This window comes from Rhizobium terricola (genome assembly GCF_012927355.1).
Lineage (GTDB): Bacteria > Pseudomonadota > Alphaproteobacteria > Rhizobiales > Rhizobiaceae > Allorhizobium > Allorhizobium terricola.
Genome location: NZ_JABBGK010000001.1, coordinates 307,579 through 324,045, shown reverse-complemented (window position 1 = coordinate 324,045; position 16,467 = coordinate 307,579). Strand labels below are relative to the sequence as shown.

General features: G+C 63.0%; 12 protein-coding genes. 2 read left to right on the top strand and 10 right to left on the bottom strand.

The features are described from left to right. Positions 1–4: 4 nt before the first annotated feature. The 4 genes from urtC to HHL25_RS01430 all read right to left on the bottom strand — a co-directional run bounded on the left by urtC (position 5) and on the right by HHL25_RS01430 (position 5,243). Positions 5–1,177 carry an urea ABC transporter permease subunit UrtC gene (gene urtC, locus HHL25_RS01445; RefSeq protein ID WP_169586554.1) on the bottom strand — a complete coding sequence of 391 codons (1,173 nt, stop codon included), beginning with the start codon at positions 1,175–1,177 and terminating at the stop codon, positions 5–7. Continuing rightward, on the bottom strand, positions 1,174–2,760 hold the full coding sequence (gene urtB, locus HHL25_RS01440; RefSeq protein WP_169586552.1) for an urea ABC transporter permease subunit UrtB: 1,587 nt from the start codon (positions 2,758–2,760) through the stop codon (positions 1,174–1,176). Before urtB ends, urtC begins: the two co-directional genes overlap by 4 nt. A gap of 296 nt (positions 2,761–3,056) precedes the next feature. Continuing rightward, the gene (gene urtA / locus HHL25_RS01435; protein ID WP_169586550.1) at positions 3,057–4,346 is read right to left on the bottom strand and encodes an urea ABC transporter substrate-binding protein; all 1,290 of its coding nucleotides are present in this window, start codon (positions 4,344–4,346) and stop codon (positions 3,057–3,059) included. 264 nt (positions 4,347–4,610) lie between these two features. Continuing rightward, the gene (locus HHL25_RS01430) at positions 4,611–5,243 is read right to left on the bottom strand and encodes a TerC family protein (protein ID WP_169589510.1); all 633 of its coding nucleotides are present in this window, start codon (positions 5,241–5,243) and stop codon (positions 4,611–4,613) included. Positions 5,244–5,517: 274 nt separating this feature from the next. Here HHL25_RS01430 and HHL25_RS01425 point away from each other — a divergent pair, with 274 nt between their 5' ends. Both HHL25_RS01425 and HHL25_RS01420 read left to right on the top strand, forming a co-directional pair. Then, the gene (locus tag HHL25_RS01425) at positions 5,518–8,907 is read left to right on the top strand and encodes a hybrid sensor histidine kinase/response regulator (RefSeq protein WP_169586548.1); all 3,390 of its coding nucleotides are present in this window, start codon (positions 5,518–5,520) and stop codon (positions 8,905–8,907) included. Further along, a complete protein-coding gene (locus HHL25_RS01420; RefSeq protein WP_169586546.1) occupies positions 8,900–9,823 on the top strand; it encodes a response regulator transcription factor in 924 nt (307 codons plus the stop codon). The genes HHL25_RS01425 and HHL25_RS01420 overlap by 8 nt, the downstream gene beginning before the upstream one ends. 175 nt (positions 9,824–9,998) lie before the next feature. On the opposite strand, the gene HHL25_RS01415 is transcribed toward HHL25_RS01420, so the two are convergent. The 6 genes from HHL25_RS01415 to livM form a co-directional block, all read right to left on the bottom strand. Beyond that, on the bottom strand, positions 9,999–11,645 hold the full coding sequence (locus HHL25_RS01415; protein ID WP_169586544.1) for an acyl-CoA synthetase: 1,647 nt from the start codon (positions 11,643–11,645) through the stop codon (positions 9,999–10,001). A 192-nt stretch (positions 11,646–11,837) separates the two neighbouring features. After that, positions 11,838–12,956: a branched-chain amino acid ABC transporter substrate-binding protein gene (locus HHL25_RS01410; protein ID WP_169586542.1), complete on the bottom strand. Its 1,119-nt coding sequence runs from the start codon at positions 12,954–12,956 to the stop codon at positions 11,838–11,840. A 140-nt stretch (positions 12,957–13,096) separates the two neighbouring features. Next, the gene (locus tag HHL25_RS01405) at positions 13,097–13,450 is read right to left on the bottom strand and encodes a DUF6867 family protein (RefSeq protein ID WP_169586540.1); all 354 of its coding nucleotides are present in this window, start codon (positions 13,448–13,450) and stop codon (positions 13,097–13,099) included. A gap of 21 nt (positions 13,451–13,471) precedes the next feature. Further along, positions 13,472–14,200 carry an ABC transporter ATP-binding protein gene (locus HHL25_RS01400; protein ID WP_169586538.1) on the bottom strand — a complete coding sequence of 243 codons (729 nt, stop codon included), beginning with the start codon at positions 14,198–14,200 and terminating at the stop codon, positions 13,472–13,474. Continuing rightward, positions 14,200–15,072, bottom strand: coding sequence for an ABC transporter ATP-binding protein (locus HHL25_RS01395; protein WP_169586536.1), 873 nt, complete (start codon positions 15,070–15,072; stop codon positions 14,200–14,202). Before HHL25_RS01395 ends, HHL25_RS01400 begins: the two co-directional genes overlap by 1 nt. Beyond that, positions 15,072–16,463, bottom strand: coding sequence for a high-affinity branched-chain amino acid ABC transporter permease LivM (gene livM / locus HHL25_RS01390; protein ID WP_169586534.1), 1,392 nt, complete (start codon positions 16,461–16,463; stop codon positions 15,072–15,074). Before livM ends, HHL25_RS01395 begins: the two co-directional genes overlap by 1 nt. Positions 16,464–16,467 lie beyond the last annotated feature (4 nt).

The window sequence follows — 16,467 nt, the reverse complement described above, 5'->3', positions numbered from 1 at the left end:
ACGCTTACTCCGCCGCCTGGCCGACCGGCAGCGCCGCGTCGGTTACCGTGTCAGTGTTGGCGGCGTCGCCCGCCGCCTCGCGCTCGCGCCGCGTCGCCAGCCGCTGCTGGATCGTGCCGACCACGCCCTTGGGCAGAAACAGCGTCACGCCGATGAAGAGCCCGCCCAGCGCGAACAGCCAGAGTTCCGGGAATGCGCCGGTGAAATAGCTCTTGCCCGCATTGACCATCAGCGCGCCGATGATCGGCCCGATCAGCGTGCCGCGCCCGCCGACCGCGGTCCAGACCACCACCTCGATGGAGTTTGCCGGCGCGAACTCGCCCGGATTGATGATGCCGACCTGCGGCACGAACAGGGCGCCTGCGATCCCCGCCATCATCGCCGAAACCACAAAGGTGAACAGCTTGATGTTTTCCACCCGGTAGCCGAGGAAGCGCACGCGGCTTTCGGCATCGCGCACGCCGACCAGCACCTTTCCGAACTTGGAACGCACGATCGCCGAGGATATCACCAGGCAGAGCGACAGCATGAGCGCCGAGAGCGCGAACAGCACCGCGCGCGTGCCGTCCGCCTGCACGTTGAAGCCGATGATTTCCTTGAAGTCGGTAAGGCCGTTATTGCCGCCGAAACCCATGTCGTTGCGGAAGAAGGCCAAGAGCAGCGCATAGGTCATCGCCTGGGTGATGATCGACAGATAGACGCCGTTCACTCTGGAGCGGAAGGCGAACCAGCCAAAGACGAAAGCGAGCAGCCCCGGCACGACGAGCACCATCAGCATGGCGAACCAGAACATGTCCATGCCGTGCCAGAACCACGGCAGTTCCTTCCAGTTGAGGAAGACCATGAAGTCGGGCAGGATCGGATTGCCGTAGACGCCGCGGCTGCCGATCTGGCGCATCAGATACATGCCCATGGCATAGCCGCCGAGCGCGAAGAAGGCGCCGTGACCGAGAGACAGGATGCCGCAATAGCCCCAGACCAGGTCGAGTGCCAGCGCCAGCAGCGCATAGCAGAGATATTTGCCCATCAGCGACACGGCATAGGTCGGGATATGAAGAAAGCTGTCCACCGGGGTGAGCAGATTGAGCGCCGGGACGATGAGCGCCACGCCGAGAAGAACGCCGACGGCAATGACGATCCTGCCTTCGAGTGCCCTGAAGATGAAACCGGTGATCATGCTTCCACCGCCCTTCCCTTGAGCGCGAAGAGGCCGCGCGGTCGTTTCTGGATGAAGAGGATGATCAGCACGAGCACGAGGATCTTGCCGAGGACCGCGCCGACCGAGGGTTCGAGGAACTTGTTGAGCACGCCAAGCAACAGCGCGCCGACAAACGTGCCCCAGAGATTGCCGACCCCGCCGAACACCACGACCATGAAACTGTCGATGATGTAGGCTTGGCCGAGGTTGGGCGAAACGTTGTCAATCTGGGAAAGGGCCACACCGGCGATACCGGCGATGCCGGAGCCGAGCGCGAAGGTGAAGGCGTCGACCCACGGGGTGCGAATGCCCATCGACGACGCCATGCGGCGGTTCTGCGTGACGGCGCGCATCTGCAACCCGAAGGCGGACCGTTTCATCAGTGCAAGCAGGGCAAAGAAGATGGTCAGCGAAAAGAGCACGATCCACAACCGGTTCCAGGTGATCGTCAGCCCACCCAGCGCGAACGAGCCGGACATCCACGACGGATTGCCGACCTCCTGATTGGTCGGGCCGAAGATCGTGCGGATCAACTGCTGCAGGATCAGCGAAATGCCCCAGGTGGCGAGCAGCGTCTCGAGCGGCCGGCCATAGAGAAAACGGATGACGCCGCGCTCGATGACGAGGCCGATCACGGCGGTGACGAGGAAGGCCACAGGCAGGGCGATGGCCAGCGACCAGTCGAACAGCCCCGGATAGGAGGTGCGGATCACCTGCTGGACCATGAAGGTGGAATAGGCGCCGATCATCACCATCTCGCCATGCGCCATGTTGATGATGCCCATGACGCCGAAGGTGATGGCAAGGCCGATGGCGGCCAGCAGCAGCACCGAGCCGAGCGAAATGCCGTACCAGACGTTCTGGCCCGCATCCCACAGCGCCAGATCACCCTCGATGCCGGCGATCGCCTTGTCGAGATCGGGTTTCAGGCTTTCGTCGATCGTCGAGGACACGGTCATCAGGATGCCGATCGCCTCGCGCCCGCCGAGCGAGGCGACCCTGTCGATCGCGGCGCGCTTTTCCTCGACGGAACGGTCGGAGGCCAGCAGCGACACGGCGCGCGCCTCTTCCATGCGGGCCTTGACCTCGCTGTCGGCTTCCTTGGCGAGCGCCGCCTCGACGAGATCGAGATTTTCCGCGCTCGGCGATTGCAGCACCTGTTGCGCCGCCTGCAGGCGCACCGCCCTGTCGGGGCTCATGAGCGTCAGCCCGCCCAGCGCCGAGCGGATGGCGCGACGCAGATTGTTGTTGACCTTGATCTTCGTGAAGGCAGCCTTCGGCGCCTCGCCGAGGGTCTCGCCGGAAAGCGGATCGATGGCGACCAGATTGGAACCGGCGGCCTTGGTGATGACGACCGCGCCATCGGACTTGCGAACATAGAGATCGCCCTCGGCGAAGGCCTCGAGCGCCGGAACGACACGAGCATCACCGGTCGCCGCGATCTGCGTCAGCAGTTCCTCGGCCTGCTTGAAATTGGCCTTGCCCAGCGCGTTGATGAGGTCCTTCGGATCGCTCTGCGCCAGGGAGGGCGCGGCGAAAGCTGTTACCAACACCATCAACATGAGTTTTAGAAAAAATCGCATCGTCGTCACGCAGCCCCTCGTTCGTGCGCGTCGCCGTCTACCCCCTCACCTGCAATTTCTAACACTTAGCTACGCCAAGATGTTGAAATCGCTTCCTCTCCCACAAGGGGAGAGGTGAAAGCGGCAGACGCGGCGCCCCGCCTCTCCCCCTTGTGGGAGAGGATACAAAATCGCGATCTTAGCGTTCGCTAAGTCGCAGATTTTGTTGGTGAGGGGGAAGGCTCCCCCTCATCCGGTCCTTCGGACCACCTTCTCCCCGAAGGGAGAGGGGATGATCAGCTGCCCTTGCCGCCGCACTTGCCGGTGGCGACGTTGAAGTTGCCGCATTCCATCGGCTTGCGCCAATCGGAGATCAGGTCCTTCGAATCCGGCAGGTAGTCGGACCATTCGTCGCCGACGACGGCCGGCGTTTCCTGGACGATCTCGAACTGGCCGTCGGCCTGGATTTCACCGATCAGCACCGGCTTGGTGATGTGGTGGTTCGGCATGACGGTCGAGGTGCCGCCCGACAGGTTCGGAACGGCAACGCCGATGATGCTATCGAGGACTGCATCGGTGTCGGTGGTGCCGGCGGCCTCGACGGCCTTTACCCAGGCGTTGAAGCCGATATAGGCGGCTTCCATCGGGTCGTTGGTCACGCGCTTGTCGTTCTTGGTGAAGCCGTGCCAGGTCTTGATGAACTCGGCATTGACGTCGGCGTCGACGGACTGGAAGTAATTCCAGGCGGCGAGATGGCCGACCAGCGGCGCGGTGTCGAGACCGGCGAGTTCTTCTTCACCCACGGAGAAGGCGACGACCGGAATGTCTTCGGCCTTGATGCCCTGGTTGCCGAGTTCCTTGTAGAAGGGAACGTTGGCGTCACCGTTGATGGTCGAGACGACGGCGGTCTTCTTGCCGGCCGAGCCGAACTTCTTGATGTCGGAGACGATCGTCTGCCAGTCGGAATGACCGAACGGCGTGTAGTTGATCATGATGTCCTCTTCCTTGACGCCCTTGGACATCAGGTAGGCCTTCAGGATCTTGTTGGTCGTCTGCGGATAGACGTAGTCGGTGCCGGCAAGCACCCAACGCTCGACGCCTTCCTCGGCGGCGAGATAGTCGACGGCCGGGATCGCCTGCTGGTTCGGCGCGGCACCGGTGTAGAAGATGTTGCGCGAGGATTCCTCACCCTCGTACTGGACCGGGTAGAAGAGGATCGAATTGAGCTCTTCGAACACCGGCAGGACCGACTTGCGCGACGAGGACGTCCAGCAGCCGAACACGGCAGCGACCTTGTCCTGGGAAATCAGCTGGCGGGCCTTTTCGGCGAACAGCGGCCAGTCGGAGGCCGGGTCGACGACGACCGCCTCGAGCTTCTTGCCGAGAACGCCACCCTTCTTGTTCTGCTCCTCGACGAGCATCAGCATGGCGTCCTTGAGCGTCGTTTCCGAGATCGCCATGGTGCCGGACAGCGAATGGAGCACGCCGATCTTGATCGTGTCGTCGGCGGCAAACGCGCCGCTGAATGCCGTCGTGGACAGCATGGCGCCGAGCAGCGCGCCGGTGAGTTTTGCCTTCATTGTCATCTGGTTGAACCCCTCTTCTTGTTCCCGCAACCGGTGGGTAAAGAAAACTTTAACCGTTGCTGGGAGGGACTATCCGATGCTGCGGCGCAAAACCGTATACGTCGTTTAACGTAGTCCCGGGGGTCAAAAGGGCGAAAGGCACACAAGGCGGGCGCCTGGCCGCCGGTCCTTCCCATGAAAAAAACGTCGGATTTCGGCGGGAAGTCCGGCGTTTCAGGATGTTCAGGTGTCGGAGGTTCTGCGCTGCCGGCTCAATCGGCCGGTTCAGGCAGCAATGCCGAGAAGATGCGGCCAGACCTCGACGAAGCCGTGATAGATCATCATGACCGTCACATAGGCGATGACACCGAGGCCGACATAGGCGATCCAGCGGTGACGATGGAGCAACCGGGCGACGAGGTTCGCAGCGAGGCCCATCAGCGCGATCGACAGGACGAGGCCAACGGCGAGGATGCTCGTGTGTTCCTTGGCCGCACCGGCAACGGCCAGCACGTTGTCGAGCGACATCGACACGTCCGCCACCACGATCTGGATCGCGGCCTGCACGAAGGTCTTTTCCTTCACGGTGAATTCGGTGTCGTCGGTCTCGCCCTGCTTGTGCGGCTCGTGGGCGACGACGCGCAGTTCGCTCCACATCTTCCAGCACACCCAGGCAAGCAGCAGGCCGCCGAGCAGCTGCAGCCCCACCATGTTCAAAAGATAGGCCGTGATCGTGGCAAAGCCGATGCGCAGAACGGTCGCGGCCAGGATGCCGACCAGGATGGCCTTGCGGCGCTGGGCGTCCGGCAGACCGGCAGCCGCCATGCCGATGACGATCGCATTGTCGCCGGCAAGAACCAGATCGATCGCGATCACCTGAAAGAGCGCCACGAGGCCCGCGGCGGTAAAGATTTCCATCATGACAGTTGGTCCGTCCCCACGTTTCAACAGAATAGGGTCACTCGTTACAGTCTGGGTGCCCGGACGCAAAAGGAAAAACGTGGCGAGTAGGTTCCTTTCCGCATTTTCCTCGCGGAGGAAATGAAGTTTCGGCCTTCGCGGATTGGCCGAAAGACCTGAATGCGACTTTGCGGCACGATCTTCGAAAACCACACGCCCCCTTGCATTTCCCGCCATTCCCGCGAAGATGCCTATTCTGCAATCACTTTGTCCAGGGTGCTAGAAATTAGGCATGGCCGCACGGCAACGCATCATCCCGGTTCGGCGCGAATACAATCGCTGGGTCGCCAACCAGACGCTCGAGGACTACGCGCTCCGCTTCACCGCCAAGGGCGCCCGCCAGTTCTCGTCGAGCCGCATCTCGCAGACGGCGATCGGCGCCATCTCCTTTCTCGCGCTGGAGGCGATCGGCGGCACGATCACGCTCTCCTACGGCACGACCAATGCCTTCTTCGCCATTGTCGCCGCGGCCGTCCTGATGCTGCTGGTCGGCCTGCCGATCAGCCGCTATGCCATCCGCCACGGCGTCGACATCGACCTGCTGACCCGCGGCGCCGGCTTCGGCTATATCGGCTCCACCATCACCTCGCTGATCTATGCGAGTTTCACCTTCATGCTGTTCGCGATCGAGGCCTCGATCATGACCGGCGCGCTGGAACTCGCCTTCGGCATTCCGCTGTGGATCGGCTACATCATCTCCGCCCTGGTGGTGATCCCGCTGGTCACCTACGGTGTCCGACTGATCTCGAAATTCCAGCTGCTGACCCAGCCCTTCTGGATCGTGCTCAACATCCTGCCCTTCGTCTTCATCGCGATGCTCGACTGGGAAAAGATCGACCTGTGGCGCGCCTTTGCCGGCATCAACCACTCCAATGCAGTCCCGGGCGGTGCCGCCCCCTTCGACCTCATCGAGTTCGGCGCGGCGTCCGCCGTCATCCTTGCCCTGATGCCGCAGATCGGCGAACAGGTCGACTTCCTGCGCTTCCTGCCGCCGGAAGGCGGGCGCAAGCTGCGCCATCGCCTCGCGGTCTTCCTCGCCGGCTCCGGCTGGGTGGTGCTCGGCGTGCCGAAACTGCTGGCCGGCTCCTTCCTTGCCGTGCTGACGCTGTCGACCGGCGTGCCCGCCCGCGAGGCGGCCGATCCCGCCCACATGTATCTCGCCGCCTTCGGCTACATGATCCCGAACGAGACGGCGGCCATGCTGCTGATGGCGTGCTTCGTCGTCATCTCGCAGCTCAAGATCAACGTGATGAACGCCTATGCGGGATCGCTCGCCTGGTCGAACTTCTTCTCGCGCCTCACCCACAGCCATCCGGGCCGCGTCGTCTGGCTGGTCTTCAACGTGGCGATCGCCCTTTTGCTGATGGAGCTCGGCATCTACCGACTTCTCGAGGAGACGCTCGGCATCTTCTCGATCATCGCCATGGCCTGGCTTTGCACCATTTCGGCGGACCTCTTCGTCAACAAGACGCTCGGCCTTGCGCCGCCCGGCATAGAGTTCAAGCGCGCCCATCTTTACGACATCAACCCGGTGGGCTGCGGCACGCTGGTGCTGTCGGCCGGCATCGCGCTTGCCGCCCATTTCGGCCTGTTCGGGCCGCTGATGGCCTCGCTCGCCACCTATGTGACGCTGATCGCCTTCGTGATCTCGCCGCTGATCGCCTGGGGCACGAAGGGCAAATACTATCTCGCCCGCAAGCCGCGCCACAGCTGGAAGAACCTCACCGCGATCACCTGCTCGATCTGCGAACATCCGTTCGAGCCGGAAGACATGGCCTGGTGCCCCGCCTATGCCGCGCCGATCTGCTCGCTTTGCTGCTCGCTCGACAGCCGCTGCCACGACATGTGCAAGCCGCACGCCAAGCTCAACGCCCAGGCGACCTTCGTCGCCGCCCGCTTCCTGCCCGAACCCGCGCTGGCCTGGCTCTCCACCCGCCTTGGCCGCTATGCGATCACGGCAGTCGTCGCCGTCTCGCTGATCGGGGCGATCCTCGCGCTCATCGCCCACCAGGTCGCGACCGCCTCGCCGGAAACGGCGGAAGTGGTGAACCGCACCGTGCTGATCGTCTTCTTCGTCTTCTCGGTGATCTCGGGCGTCGCAAGCTGGTTCTACGTGCTTGCCCATGACAGCCGCGTCGTGGCGGAGGAGGAATCCTCCCGCCAGAACACGCTGCTGCTCAAGGAGATCGCCGCCCACCGCAAGACCGACGCGGCCCTGCAGACGGCCAAGGAGACGGCGGAGGCCGCCAACCGGGCCAAGAGCCGCTATGTCGTCGGCCTCTCCCACGAACTGCGCACCCCGCTCAACGCCGTGCTCGGCTATGCGCAGATCCTCGAGCGCGACGAGACGATCCCGCCCCAGCGTCAGTCGGCGATCAAGGTGATCCGCCGTTCGGCCGACCATCTGTCCGGCCTGATCGACGGGCTGCTCGACATCTCGAAAATCGAGGCAGGCCGTCTTCAGGTCTTCTCCAACGAGCTGAACATCCAGGACTTTCTCGACCAGCTTATCGACATGTTCACCCCCCAGGCGGCCGCCAAAGGGCTTACCTTCGAGCACGACCGGTCGCGCAGCCTGCCGCAATATGTCCGCACCGACGAAAAGCGCCTGCGACAGATCCTCGTCAACCTGCTGTCCAATGCCGTGAAGTTCACCGAGGAAGGCACCGTTCGCTTCGATGTCGGCTATCGCAGCCAGGTGGCGACCTTTACCGTTTCAGACACGGGAGCCGGCATCGCGGAAAAGGACCTGAAGCGCATCTATGAACCCTTCCAGCGCGGAGAGGCCGACAATATCCGCCCTCGCCCGGGCCTCGGCCTCGGGCTCACGATCACCAAGCTGCTCACCAACACGCTCGGCGGCGAAATCTCCGTGACGAGCGAACGCGACCGGGGCTCGACCTTCAAGGTCCGGCTGATGCTGTCGGCAATCGACCGGCCGAACACGGCACCCGCGGCCGAACGGCGGATCGTCTCTTACACCGGGCCGCGCCGGACCATCGTCGTCGTCGACGACAACGAGGATCACCGCGACCTGATGCGCGAGGTGCTGGCGCCACTCGATTTCGTCGTGCTGACCGCCGCCGGCGGGCCGGAATGCCTGACGCTCATCGAGGGCGTGCGACCGGACCTCTTCCTCGTCGATATTTCCATGCCCGGAATGAACGGCTGGCAACTGGTGGAGAAGCTGCGCGACGCGGGCCAGACAGCGCCGATCATCATGCTCTCGGCCAATATCGGCGACGCACCCGGCCCGGGTGGGGAAGGTCACGACGACGCGATCGCCAAGCCGGTCAACGTCAAGCGGCTGCGCGACAAGCTCGCCATGTATCTCGGCCTCGACTGGGTCTATGCCGACGAGCAGATAACCGCGGCCCCGCCCTCCCCGTCGCGCCGGGAGGCTCCGGCCTCGCCCGGTGCCACGCATGTCGCCGAGCTATCGCGGCTGAGCGAAATCGGCTATGTGCGCGGCATCGAGGCCAAGCTTGCCGATCTTGAGAGACAGGGGGAGAACAGCGCCTTCGTCGAAACCTCGCGCGGCTATGTCCAGGCCTTCGACATGACCGGCTTTGCGGCCTTCTTGAAAGAGTTCGATACCTTGGGGGAAGAGAGCCGTGGCTGACGCCAACCGCCCGCGCGACATCGTGCTGCTCGTCGACGACAGTCCCGAGACGCTCGGCTTCCTGACCGATGCGCTCGAGCAGTCCGGCCTCTCGGTGCTGATCGCCACCTCAGGCCAGGTCGCGCTGTCGATCGTCGATCGCGTCAGCCCGGACCTCATCCTGCTCGACGCGGTGATGCCTGGCATGGATGGCTTCGAGACCTGCCGCCGGCTGAAGGCCAACCCCGCCGTCGCCCAGGTCCCGGTCATCTTCATGACGGGACTGACCGAGACCGAGCACGTCGTTCATGCGCTCGATTCGGGCGGCGTCGACTACCTGACCAAGCCGATCAACATCGACGAACTGCGCGCCCGCATCCGCGTGCATCTGTCGAATGCGCGTTCCGCCCAGAGCGCCCGCGTTGCGCTCGATGCCGCAGGCCGCCATCTGTTGGCCGTCCGGGGCGACGGGGCGATCCACTGGTCGACGCCCCAGGCCGTGCGCCTCGCCGACAGCGCCACCGGCACCTTCGAGGGCCTCGACCTCGTTGCCGGCGAAGTCGGCGCGTGGCTTGCCCGGCGCGACACGATCGCTGGGGCAACCGACGCCGGGTTCTCCTTCACCCATGCAGGCGGTGCGGAGCTGCATCTCGCCTTTCTCGGCACGATCGGGCCGGACGAGTTCCTGTTCCGCCTGACGGTGGCCGACCGCCGCAGTGCAGACGAGGCACTGCGCGGCCATTTCGGGCTCACCCAGCGCGAGGCCGAGGTTCTGCTGTGGATCGCCAAGGGCAAGGCCAATCGCGACATCGCCGACATTCTCGGCCTGTCGGCGCGCACGGTGAACAAGCACCTGGAACAGATCTACGTAAAGCTCGGCGTCGAAAACCGCGCCTCCGCCGCGGTCATGGCGGCGAATGTGCTTCATGTGGATTGAGCGTCGAGCACGGATTTGCCCCTCACCCCAACCCTCTCCCCGCACGCGGGGAGAGGGCGGGCCGACGCGGTGCCGCTTGGCCCTTCTCCCCGTTCAACGGGGAGAAGGTGCCGGCAGGCGGATGAGGGGCACGTCTGACGTTCCGCCCCCGCGCTGAAGCACTGGCGCTCTCGGCCTAGAGCGCCTTGGCCTTCTCGCGCAGTACGTATTTCTGGATCTTGCCGGTCGAGGTCTTAGGCAGCGGGCCGAACACCACCGTCTTCGGTGCCTTGAAATGCGCCATGTTGGCGCGGCAAAATGTGATCAACTCCTGCTCGGTCACCGTTGATCCCGGCTTCAGCCCGACGAAGGCACAGGGTGTCTCGCCCCATTTCTCGTCGGGCCGCGCCACGATCGCCGCTTCCATCACGGCCGGGTGGCGATAGAGAACACCCTCGACCTCGATCGACGAGATGTTCTCGCCGCCGGAGATGATGATGTCCTTCGACCGGTCCTTGATCTCGATATAGCCGTCGGCATGGCAGACGGCGAGGTCACCGGAATGGAACCAGCCGCCGGCAAAGGCCTTGGCCGAGGAGGACGGGTTCTTGAGATAGCCGCGCATGACGTTGTTGCCGCGGAAGAAAATCTCCCCCATCGTCTCCCCGTCGCTCGGAACCGGCTCCAGCGTCTCCGGATCGGCGACCATCAGGCCGTCGAGCACCGAATAACGTACGCCCTGGCGGGCCTTGAGGCGCGCCTTCTCGGAAATGTCGAGATCGTTCCACTCGTCATGCCAGGCACAAACAACCGCCGGCCCGTAGGTTTCGGTGAGGCCGTAGGCGTGTGTCACGTCGAAACCCATCGCCTCCATCGATTCGATGACGGCCGCCGGCGGGGCCGCACCCGCGGTCATGACGCTCACCTTGTGCTCGATCCCGGCCTTGACGTCGTCCGGCGCATGGGCAAGCAGGTTGAGCACGATCGGCGCGCCGCAGAAATGCGTGACCTTCTCGCGCTTGATCAGGTCATAGATCGGCTCGACGCGCACGGCGCGCAGACAAACGGAGATGCCGGCGGCCGCCGCGATCGTCCAGGGGAAGCACCAGCCGTTGCAATGGAACATCGGCAGGGTCCAGAGATAGACCGGGTGGTTCGCCATGTTCCACGTCAGGATGTTGCCGATCGCGTTGAGATAGGCGCCGCGGTGATGGTAGACGACACCCTTCGGGTCGCCGGTGGTGCCGGAGGTATAGTTGAGGCTGATCGCGTCCCATTCGTCGGCCGGCCGTTCCCAGCGGAAATCGGGCGTGCCCTCCTCCAAAAGGTCGTCATAGGTGGACGCGCCCACGCGGTGACCACCTTCGAATTCGGGGTCGAGGATGTCGATCATCTCGATCGGGCGCCCGGCGATATGCACGGCCCGCTCCGCGACGTCGGAAAATTCCGGATCGACGATCAGCATACGGGCTTCGCCATGGTTCAGGATGAAGCCGATCGCCTCGGCATCGAGGCGGGTGTTGATCGCATTGAGCACCGCGCCGACCATCGGAACCGCAAAATGCAGCTCGAACATTTCCGGGATGTTGGCCGCGATGACGGCGACGGTATCGCCCTTGCCGATGCCACGGGCGGACAGAGCGCTGGCTAGCCTTCGAACACGATCATAGGTCTGCGCCCAGTTGCGCCGGACCTCGCCGTAGACCACGGCGGTGCGCCCCGGATAGACGAACGCGGCCCGCTCGATGAAGCTGAGCGGCGTCATCTGGGAATAGTTCGCGGTGTTCTTGTCGAGTTCGCGGTCGTAAATGCCCTCGCCGGCCGCAGTGACGAAACCTTGCATGATGATCGATCCTCCCAGTTCGTAAAGCGGGAGGCAGTATTACCGAAACCATCCGCATCGCAATCGCAAATTGCCGTGCATGCGACGAAGGACGAAGACGGCTTGGGAAAGACCCCAAAACGCAGATGGCCCGGCTGAGAGCCGGGCCATCCGATGCAAGTCTGCATTCCGGCCGATGAACGGCCGAGACGATTACTTGTTCTGCAGGTAGGTGTACTTGCCGTCGGCACCCTTCTGCCAGGTGTACATGACATAGTCCGGACGGGTGATGTCGCCCTTTTCGTTGAAGCTCAGCTCGCCGATAACGGTCGTGTACGGACCCTTTTCCTTGAGAGCGGCAGCAACGGCTTCCGGATCGTTCGAGCCGGCCTTCTTGGCGGCGTCGGCGATGACCTGGAGGGCAGCGTAGGAGTACAGCGTGTAGGCTTCCGGCTCGAAGCCAGCGTCGCGGAACTTCTTGACGGCATCAGCAGCGTTCGGGTTCAGGCGCGGATCCGGCGGGAAGGTCATGAGCGTGCCGTTGACTGCGTCGCCAGCGATCGAAGCAAGTTCGTTCGAGGTGATGCCGTCGCCCGACATCATGACAGCCTTCAGGCCCTGGTCGGCCATCTGACGCATGATCAGGCCAGCTTCGGTGTGCAGACCGCCGAAGTAAACGAGCGTAACGCCGGCTTCCTTCATCTTGGCGATCAGAGCCGAGTAGTCCTTGTCGCCGGCGGTGATGCCTTCGTACATGACTTCGGTTACGCCGAGGGCGTTCATAGCCTTCTTGGTTTCGTCGGCGAGACCCTGACCATAGGGGGTCTTGTCGTGAACGACAGCAACCTTGCCGTCCTTGAAGTTGTCGGAGATGTACTTGCCGGCAACTTCGCCCTGCTGGTCGTCACGACCGCAGACGCGGAAGGTGTTCCACATGCCGCGCTCGGTGAAGGTCGGGTTGGTAGCGGCCGGGGTGACTTCGAGGATGCCGTTTTCGGCATAGATTTCCGAAGCCGGGATCGAAACGCCCGAGTTGAAGTGACCGACGACGAACTTGACGCCGTCAGCAGCGAACTTGTTGGCAACCGAAACGCCCTGCTTGGCGTCGGAAACGTCGTCGCCGAGGACGATCTTGACCTGTTCGCCGTTGATGCCGCCAGCTGCGTTGATGTCGGCAGCAGCCTGTTCAGCACCCTTCTGGAGCTGCGCGCCGAAAGCGGCGTTCGGGCCGGTCATCGGGCCGCCGACGCCGACCAGCAGGTCAGCCCAAGCGGTGCCGCTGAAGGCAACCATTGCCGTCAGCGCCACGGCCGAAAGAAGAGACTTCTTCATATTGTTACTCCCAATTTTTTAAGTGGGTTAGGTTTCGAAAACCCTGCGCAATACCCACCATGACTGCGCCGGAAAAGCTGTTCCACTCTTTTGAAAGCTCACGCTCTTGACGCCAATCTGCGACAAGAAAAACGCGGCTGTCAATCTTTCTTCTTCCACGAGAAGGCCGAGGTCTTCTCGTAAAGCCAATAGTAGTTATTGACCATCTGGGCCGTGCGCCGAGTCCGGAAGCCGGCAGTCGAAAACACGAGCAAAATCAACACGTCGATGCCGTAGAGCAGCGGGCTGATCATCGGCCCCTGGAACAGCGCGAAGTGCAGGAAACGCAACACGACGCCGAGCAGCAGCGTGTAGATCACAACGGTCGGAAAGCCGTGCCAGCCCTCCGCCACTGCCTTGCCGGTACGCCACGCGGTCCAGAAACCGAGCAGCAGGACGAGGAAGCGCAGGACGTAGCGGACGCCGGTGTCGGTTTCGAAAAACAAGCCTTGCATATTCTTAATCCCCTCGCGCGCTCAGTGGTGGCCGCCTTCGAGATAGGCCGCCCGAACGGAAGGATCGGCGAGCAATTCCTTGCCGGTTCCGCTCATGGTGACCTTCCCGTTGACCATGACATAGCCACGGTCGGAGAGCTTGAGCGCCGCGAAGGCGTTCTGCTCGACGAGGAACACGGTGAGCCCCTCTTCCTTGTTGAGCTTCTTGATCGCCTCGAAGATGCCCTTGACGATCAGCGGCGCAAGGCCGAGCGACGGCTCGTCGAGAAGCAGCAGCTTCGGACGTGCCATCAGCGCGCGGCCAATGGAAAGCATCTGCTGCTCGCCACCCGACAGCGTACCGCCGCGCTGGCTCTGGCGTTCCTTGAGGCGCGGGAAGAGCGCGAAGATCTTCTCGACGTCCTCATGGAAGTATTTCAGGTTGTCGAGCCCGGCGCCCATCTGGAGGTTTTCCATGACGGTCATGCGCGGGAAGATACGGCGACCTTCCGGCGACTGGGCGATACGGCGACGGGCGATCAGGTGCGTCGGCATCTTGGTGATGTCGGTGCCGTCGAAGGTCACCGTGCCGGTGCGTGCCTGCGGGCTGCCGCAGATGGTCATCATCAGCGTCGACTTGCCGGCACCGTTGGCGCCGATCAGGCTGACGATTTCCCCCTGGTGGACTTCCACGTCCACGCCGCCAAGCGCGCGGATGTTGCCGTAGTAGGTTTCGACACCCTGTACCTTGAGAAGCGGTTCAGCGGACATCAGTTCTGCCCTCCCTGAACGACTTCGACTTCGTGGATTGCTTCATCCAATTCTTCGTCCTCGACACCCAGATAGGCGGCGATCACCTTCGGGTCGTTCTTTACGTGGTCCGGCGTACCGTCGGAGATCTTCTGCCCGTATTCGAGCACGACGACGTGATCCGAGATTTCCATGACGACGGACATGTCGTGCTCGATCAGGAGCAGCGAGGTGCCCTCGTCGCGAATGCTGCGCAACAACGTGTTGAGCGCGAGCGATTCCTTCGGGTTCAGGCCGGCAGCCGGTTCGTCGAGGCAAAGCAGCTCGGGTCCGGTGCACATGGCACGGCAGATTTCGAGACGGCGCTGGGCGCCGTAGGGAAGATCACCCGCCGGATCGTCGGCACGATCGATGAGATCGGCCTTTTCCAGCCAGTACTTGGCCTTTTCGATCGCCTCTGCGGCAGCACGCTTGTAGGCGGGCAGTCCGAGCAGACCGAGGATCGTGTAGCCGGAGGCCTTCATCAGCGCGTTGTGCTGGGCGACCAGCAGGTTTTCCAGAACGGTAAGGCCCGAGAACAGGCGGATGTTCTGGAAGGTACGTGCGACCTTCGCCTTCTTGGTGATCTCGAAGTCGGGCAGACGTTCCAGCAGATGCTGGGTGCCGTCCTTCTGGTTCATCGTGATCATGCCCATCGTCGGCTTGTAGAAGCCGGTGATGCAGTTGAACACGGTGGTCTTGCCTGCCCCGTTCGGGCCGATCAGCGCGGTGATCTCGCCGCGCTTGGCCTCGAAGGAGAAGTCGTTGATGGCCATCAGGCCGCCGAACTTCATCGAGAGATGTTCGACCTTGAGGAGGGTGTCGTTCGTCATCGTTGTGTTTCCGGAAGTCATCAGCCGTGACCTTCCTTGGTAAAGCTTCCCGAGACAGCCTTGCTCTCCTTGAGGAAGGCGGTCGGTTGACGCGAGCCGACGAAACCGCGCGGCTTGAACAGCATGACCACGATCATGGCGAGGCCGAACAGCAGCATGCGATAGAGTTCCGGCGTGAAGTCAGGCCCGAAGACATGCTTCAGGAACTCCATTTCGCGCAGCAGCTCGGTACCGCCGACCATCACGACCGCCGCGACGGCGATACCGGTCAGCGAGCCCATGCCGCCGAGAACGACGATGGCGAGGATGACGGCCGATTCCAGGAAGACGAAGCTTTCCGGAGACACGAAACCCTGGCGGGCGGCGAAGAACGAGCCGGCGAAGCCGCCGAACATCGCGCCGATGGCAAAGGCCGTCAGCTTGGTCGTCACCGTGTTGATGCCGAGCGAACGGCAGGCGATCTCGTCTTCACGAAGCGCTTCCCAGGCACGGCCGATCGGCATGCGACGCAGGCGGATCGTGACGTAGGCGGTCAGCAGGCAGAGTGCCAGGATCAAATAGAAGAGGAAGATCTTGTAGTAGCCGGCCGACATCGGCAGACCGAACATCTTGGCAAAGCCGGTCGGCGACGCGTCGAACTTGATGCCGAACAGCGTGGCCTTCGGAATGCTGGAGATGCCGAAGGTGCCCTTGGTGACATCGGTCCAGTTGATCAGCACGAGGCGGATGATTTCCCCGAAGGCGAGCGTGACGATCGCCAGGTAGTCGCCGCGCAGACGCAGCACCGGGAAGCCGAGGATGATGCCCCAGAAAGCGGCAAGGATACCCGACAGCGGCAGCAGGACCCAGAACGACAGGCCGAAATGCTGCGACAGGAGCGCGTAGGAATAGGCGCCGACCGCGTAGAAGGCGACATAACCGAGGTCGAGCAGGCCGGCGAGGCCGACGACGATGTTCAGACCCCAGGCCAGCATGACGTAGATGAGGATCTGGATGCCGAAGTTGTCGACATATTTCAGCGCGCCCTGCGTACCGGCGAGCCAGACGACCACGACCGGATAGAGAACGAGGGCAAGCAGCGCGATCTTGAGGAAATGCTGGTGGAAGAACGAGGGCTTGGCCTCGATGTCATGCACCGGCATCTGCGAGCGGCGTTCCTTGCGGATATGGATCCAAGGCTGCAGGAAGCCGACGATCAGGAAGCGGCCGACCGCTGCGATGGCCACGAAGATGGCCAGCAGGCCCCAGCGCGGATACCAGATCAGCGCGTTGCTGATATCCTGGTCGGTCTTGATGCCGACATAGAGGATGAACAGGCCGAAGGCGAGAACGCCCGCGAAAAGGCCTTCCTTGAGCGCACGCGCAAGGGTTCCGGATTGAGACGTGCCGGTCACGTTTGCAGGATTTGTCATTGGA

Excerpts from the sequence above, each read along its gene's own strand:
- urtC (WP_169586554.1), bottom strand. The coding sequence starts at position 1,177 with ATGATCACCGGTTTCATCTTCAGGGCACTCGAAGGCAGGATCGTCATT.
- urtB (WP_169586552.1), bottom strand. The coding sequence starts at position 2,760 with ATGTTGATGGTGTTGGTAACAGCTTTCGCCGCGCCCTCCCTGGCGCAG.
- urtA (WP_169586550.1), bottom strand. The coding sequence starts at position 4,346 with ATGACAATGAAGGCAAAACTCACCGGCGCGCTGCTCGGCGCCATGCTG.
- HHL25_RS01430 (WP_169589510.1), bottom strand. The coding sequence starts at position 5,243 with ATGGAAATCTTTACCGCCGCGGGCCTCGTGGCGCTCTTTCAGGTGATC.
- HHL25_RS01425 (WP_169586548.1), top strand. The coding sequence starts at position 5,518 with ATGGCCGCACGGCAACGCATCATCCCGGTTCGGCGCGAATACAATCGC.
- HHL25_RS01415 (WP_169586544.1), bottom strand. The coding sequence starts at position 11,645 with ATGCAAGGTTTCGTCACTGCGGCCGGCGAGGGCATTTACGACCGCGAA.
- HHL25_RS01410 (WP_169586542.1), bottom strand. The coding sequence starts at position 12,956 with ATGAAGAAGTCTCTTCTTTCGGCCGTGGCGCTGACGGCAATGGTTGCC.
- HHL25_RS01405 (WP_169586540.1), bottom strand. The coding sequence starts at position 13,450 with ATGCAAGGCTTGTTTTTCGAAACCGACACCGGCGTCCGCTACGTCCTG.
- HHL25_RS01400 (WP_169586538.1), bottom strand. The coding sequence starts at position 14,200 with ATGTCCGCTGAACCGCTTCTCAAGGTACAGGGTGTCGAAACCTACTAC.
- HHL25_RS01395 (WP_169586536.1), bottom strand. The coding sequence starts at position 15,072 with ATGACTTCCGGAAACACAACGATGACGAACGACACCCTCCTCAAGGTC.
- livM (WP_169586534.1), bottom strand. The coding sequence starts at position 16,463 with ATGACAAATCCTGCAAACGTGACCGGCACGTCTCAATCCGGAACCCTT.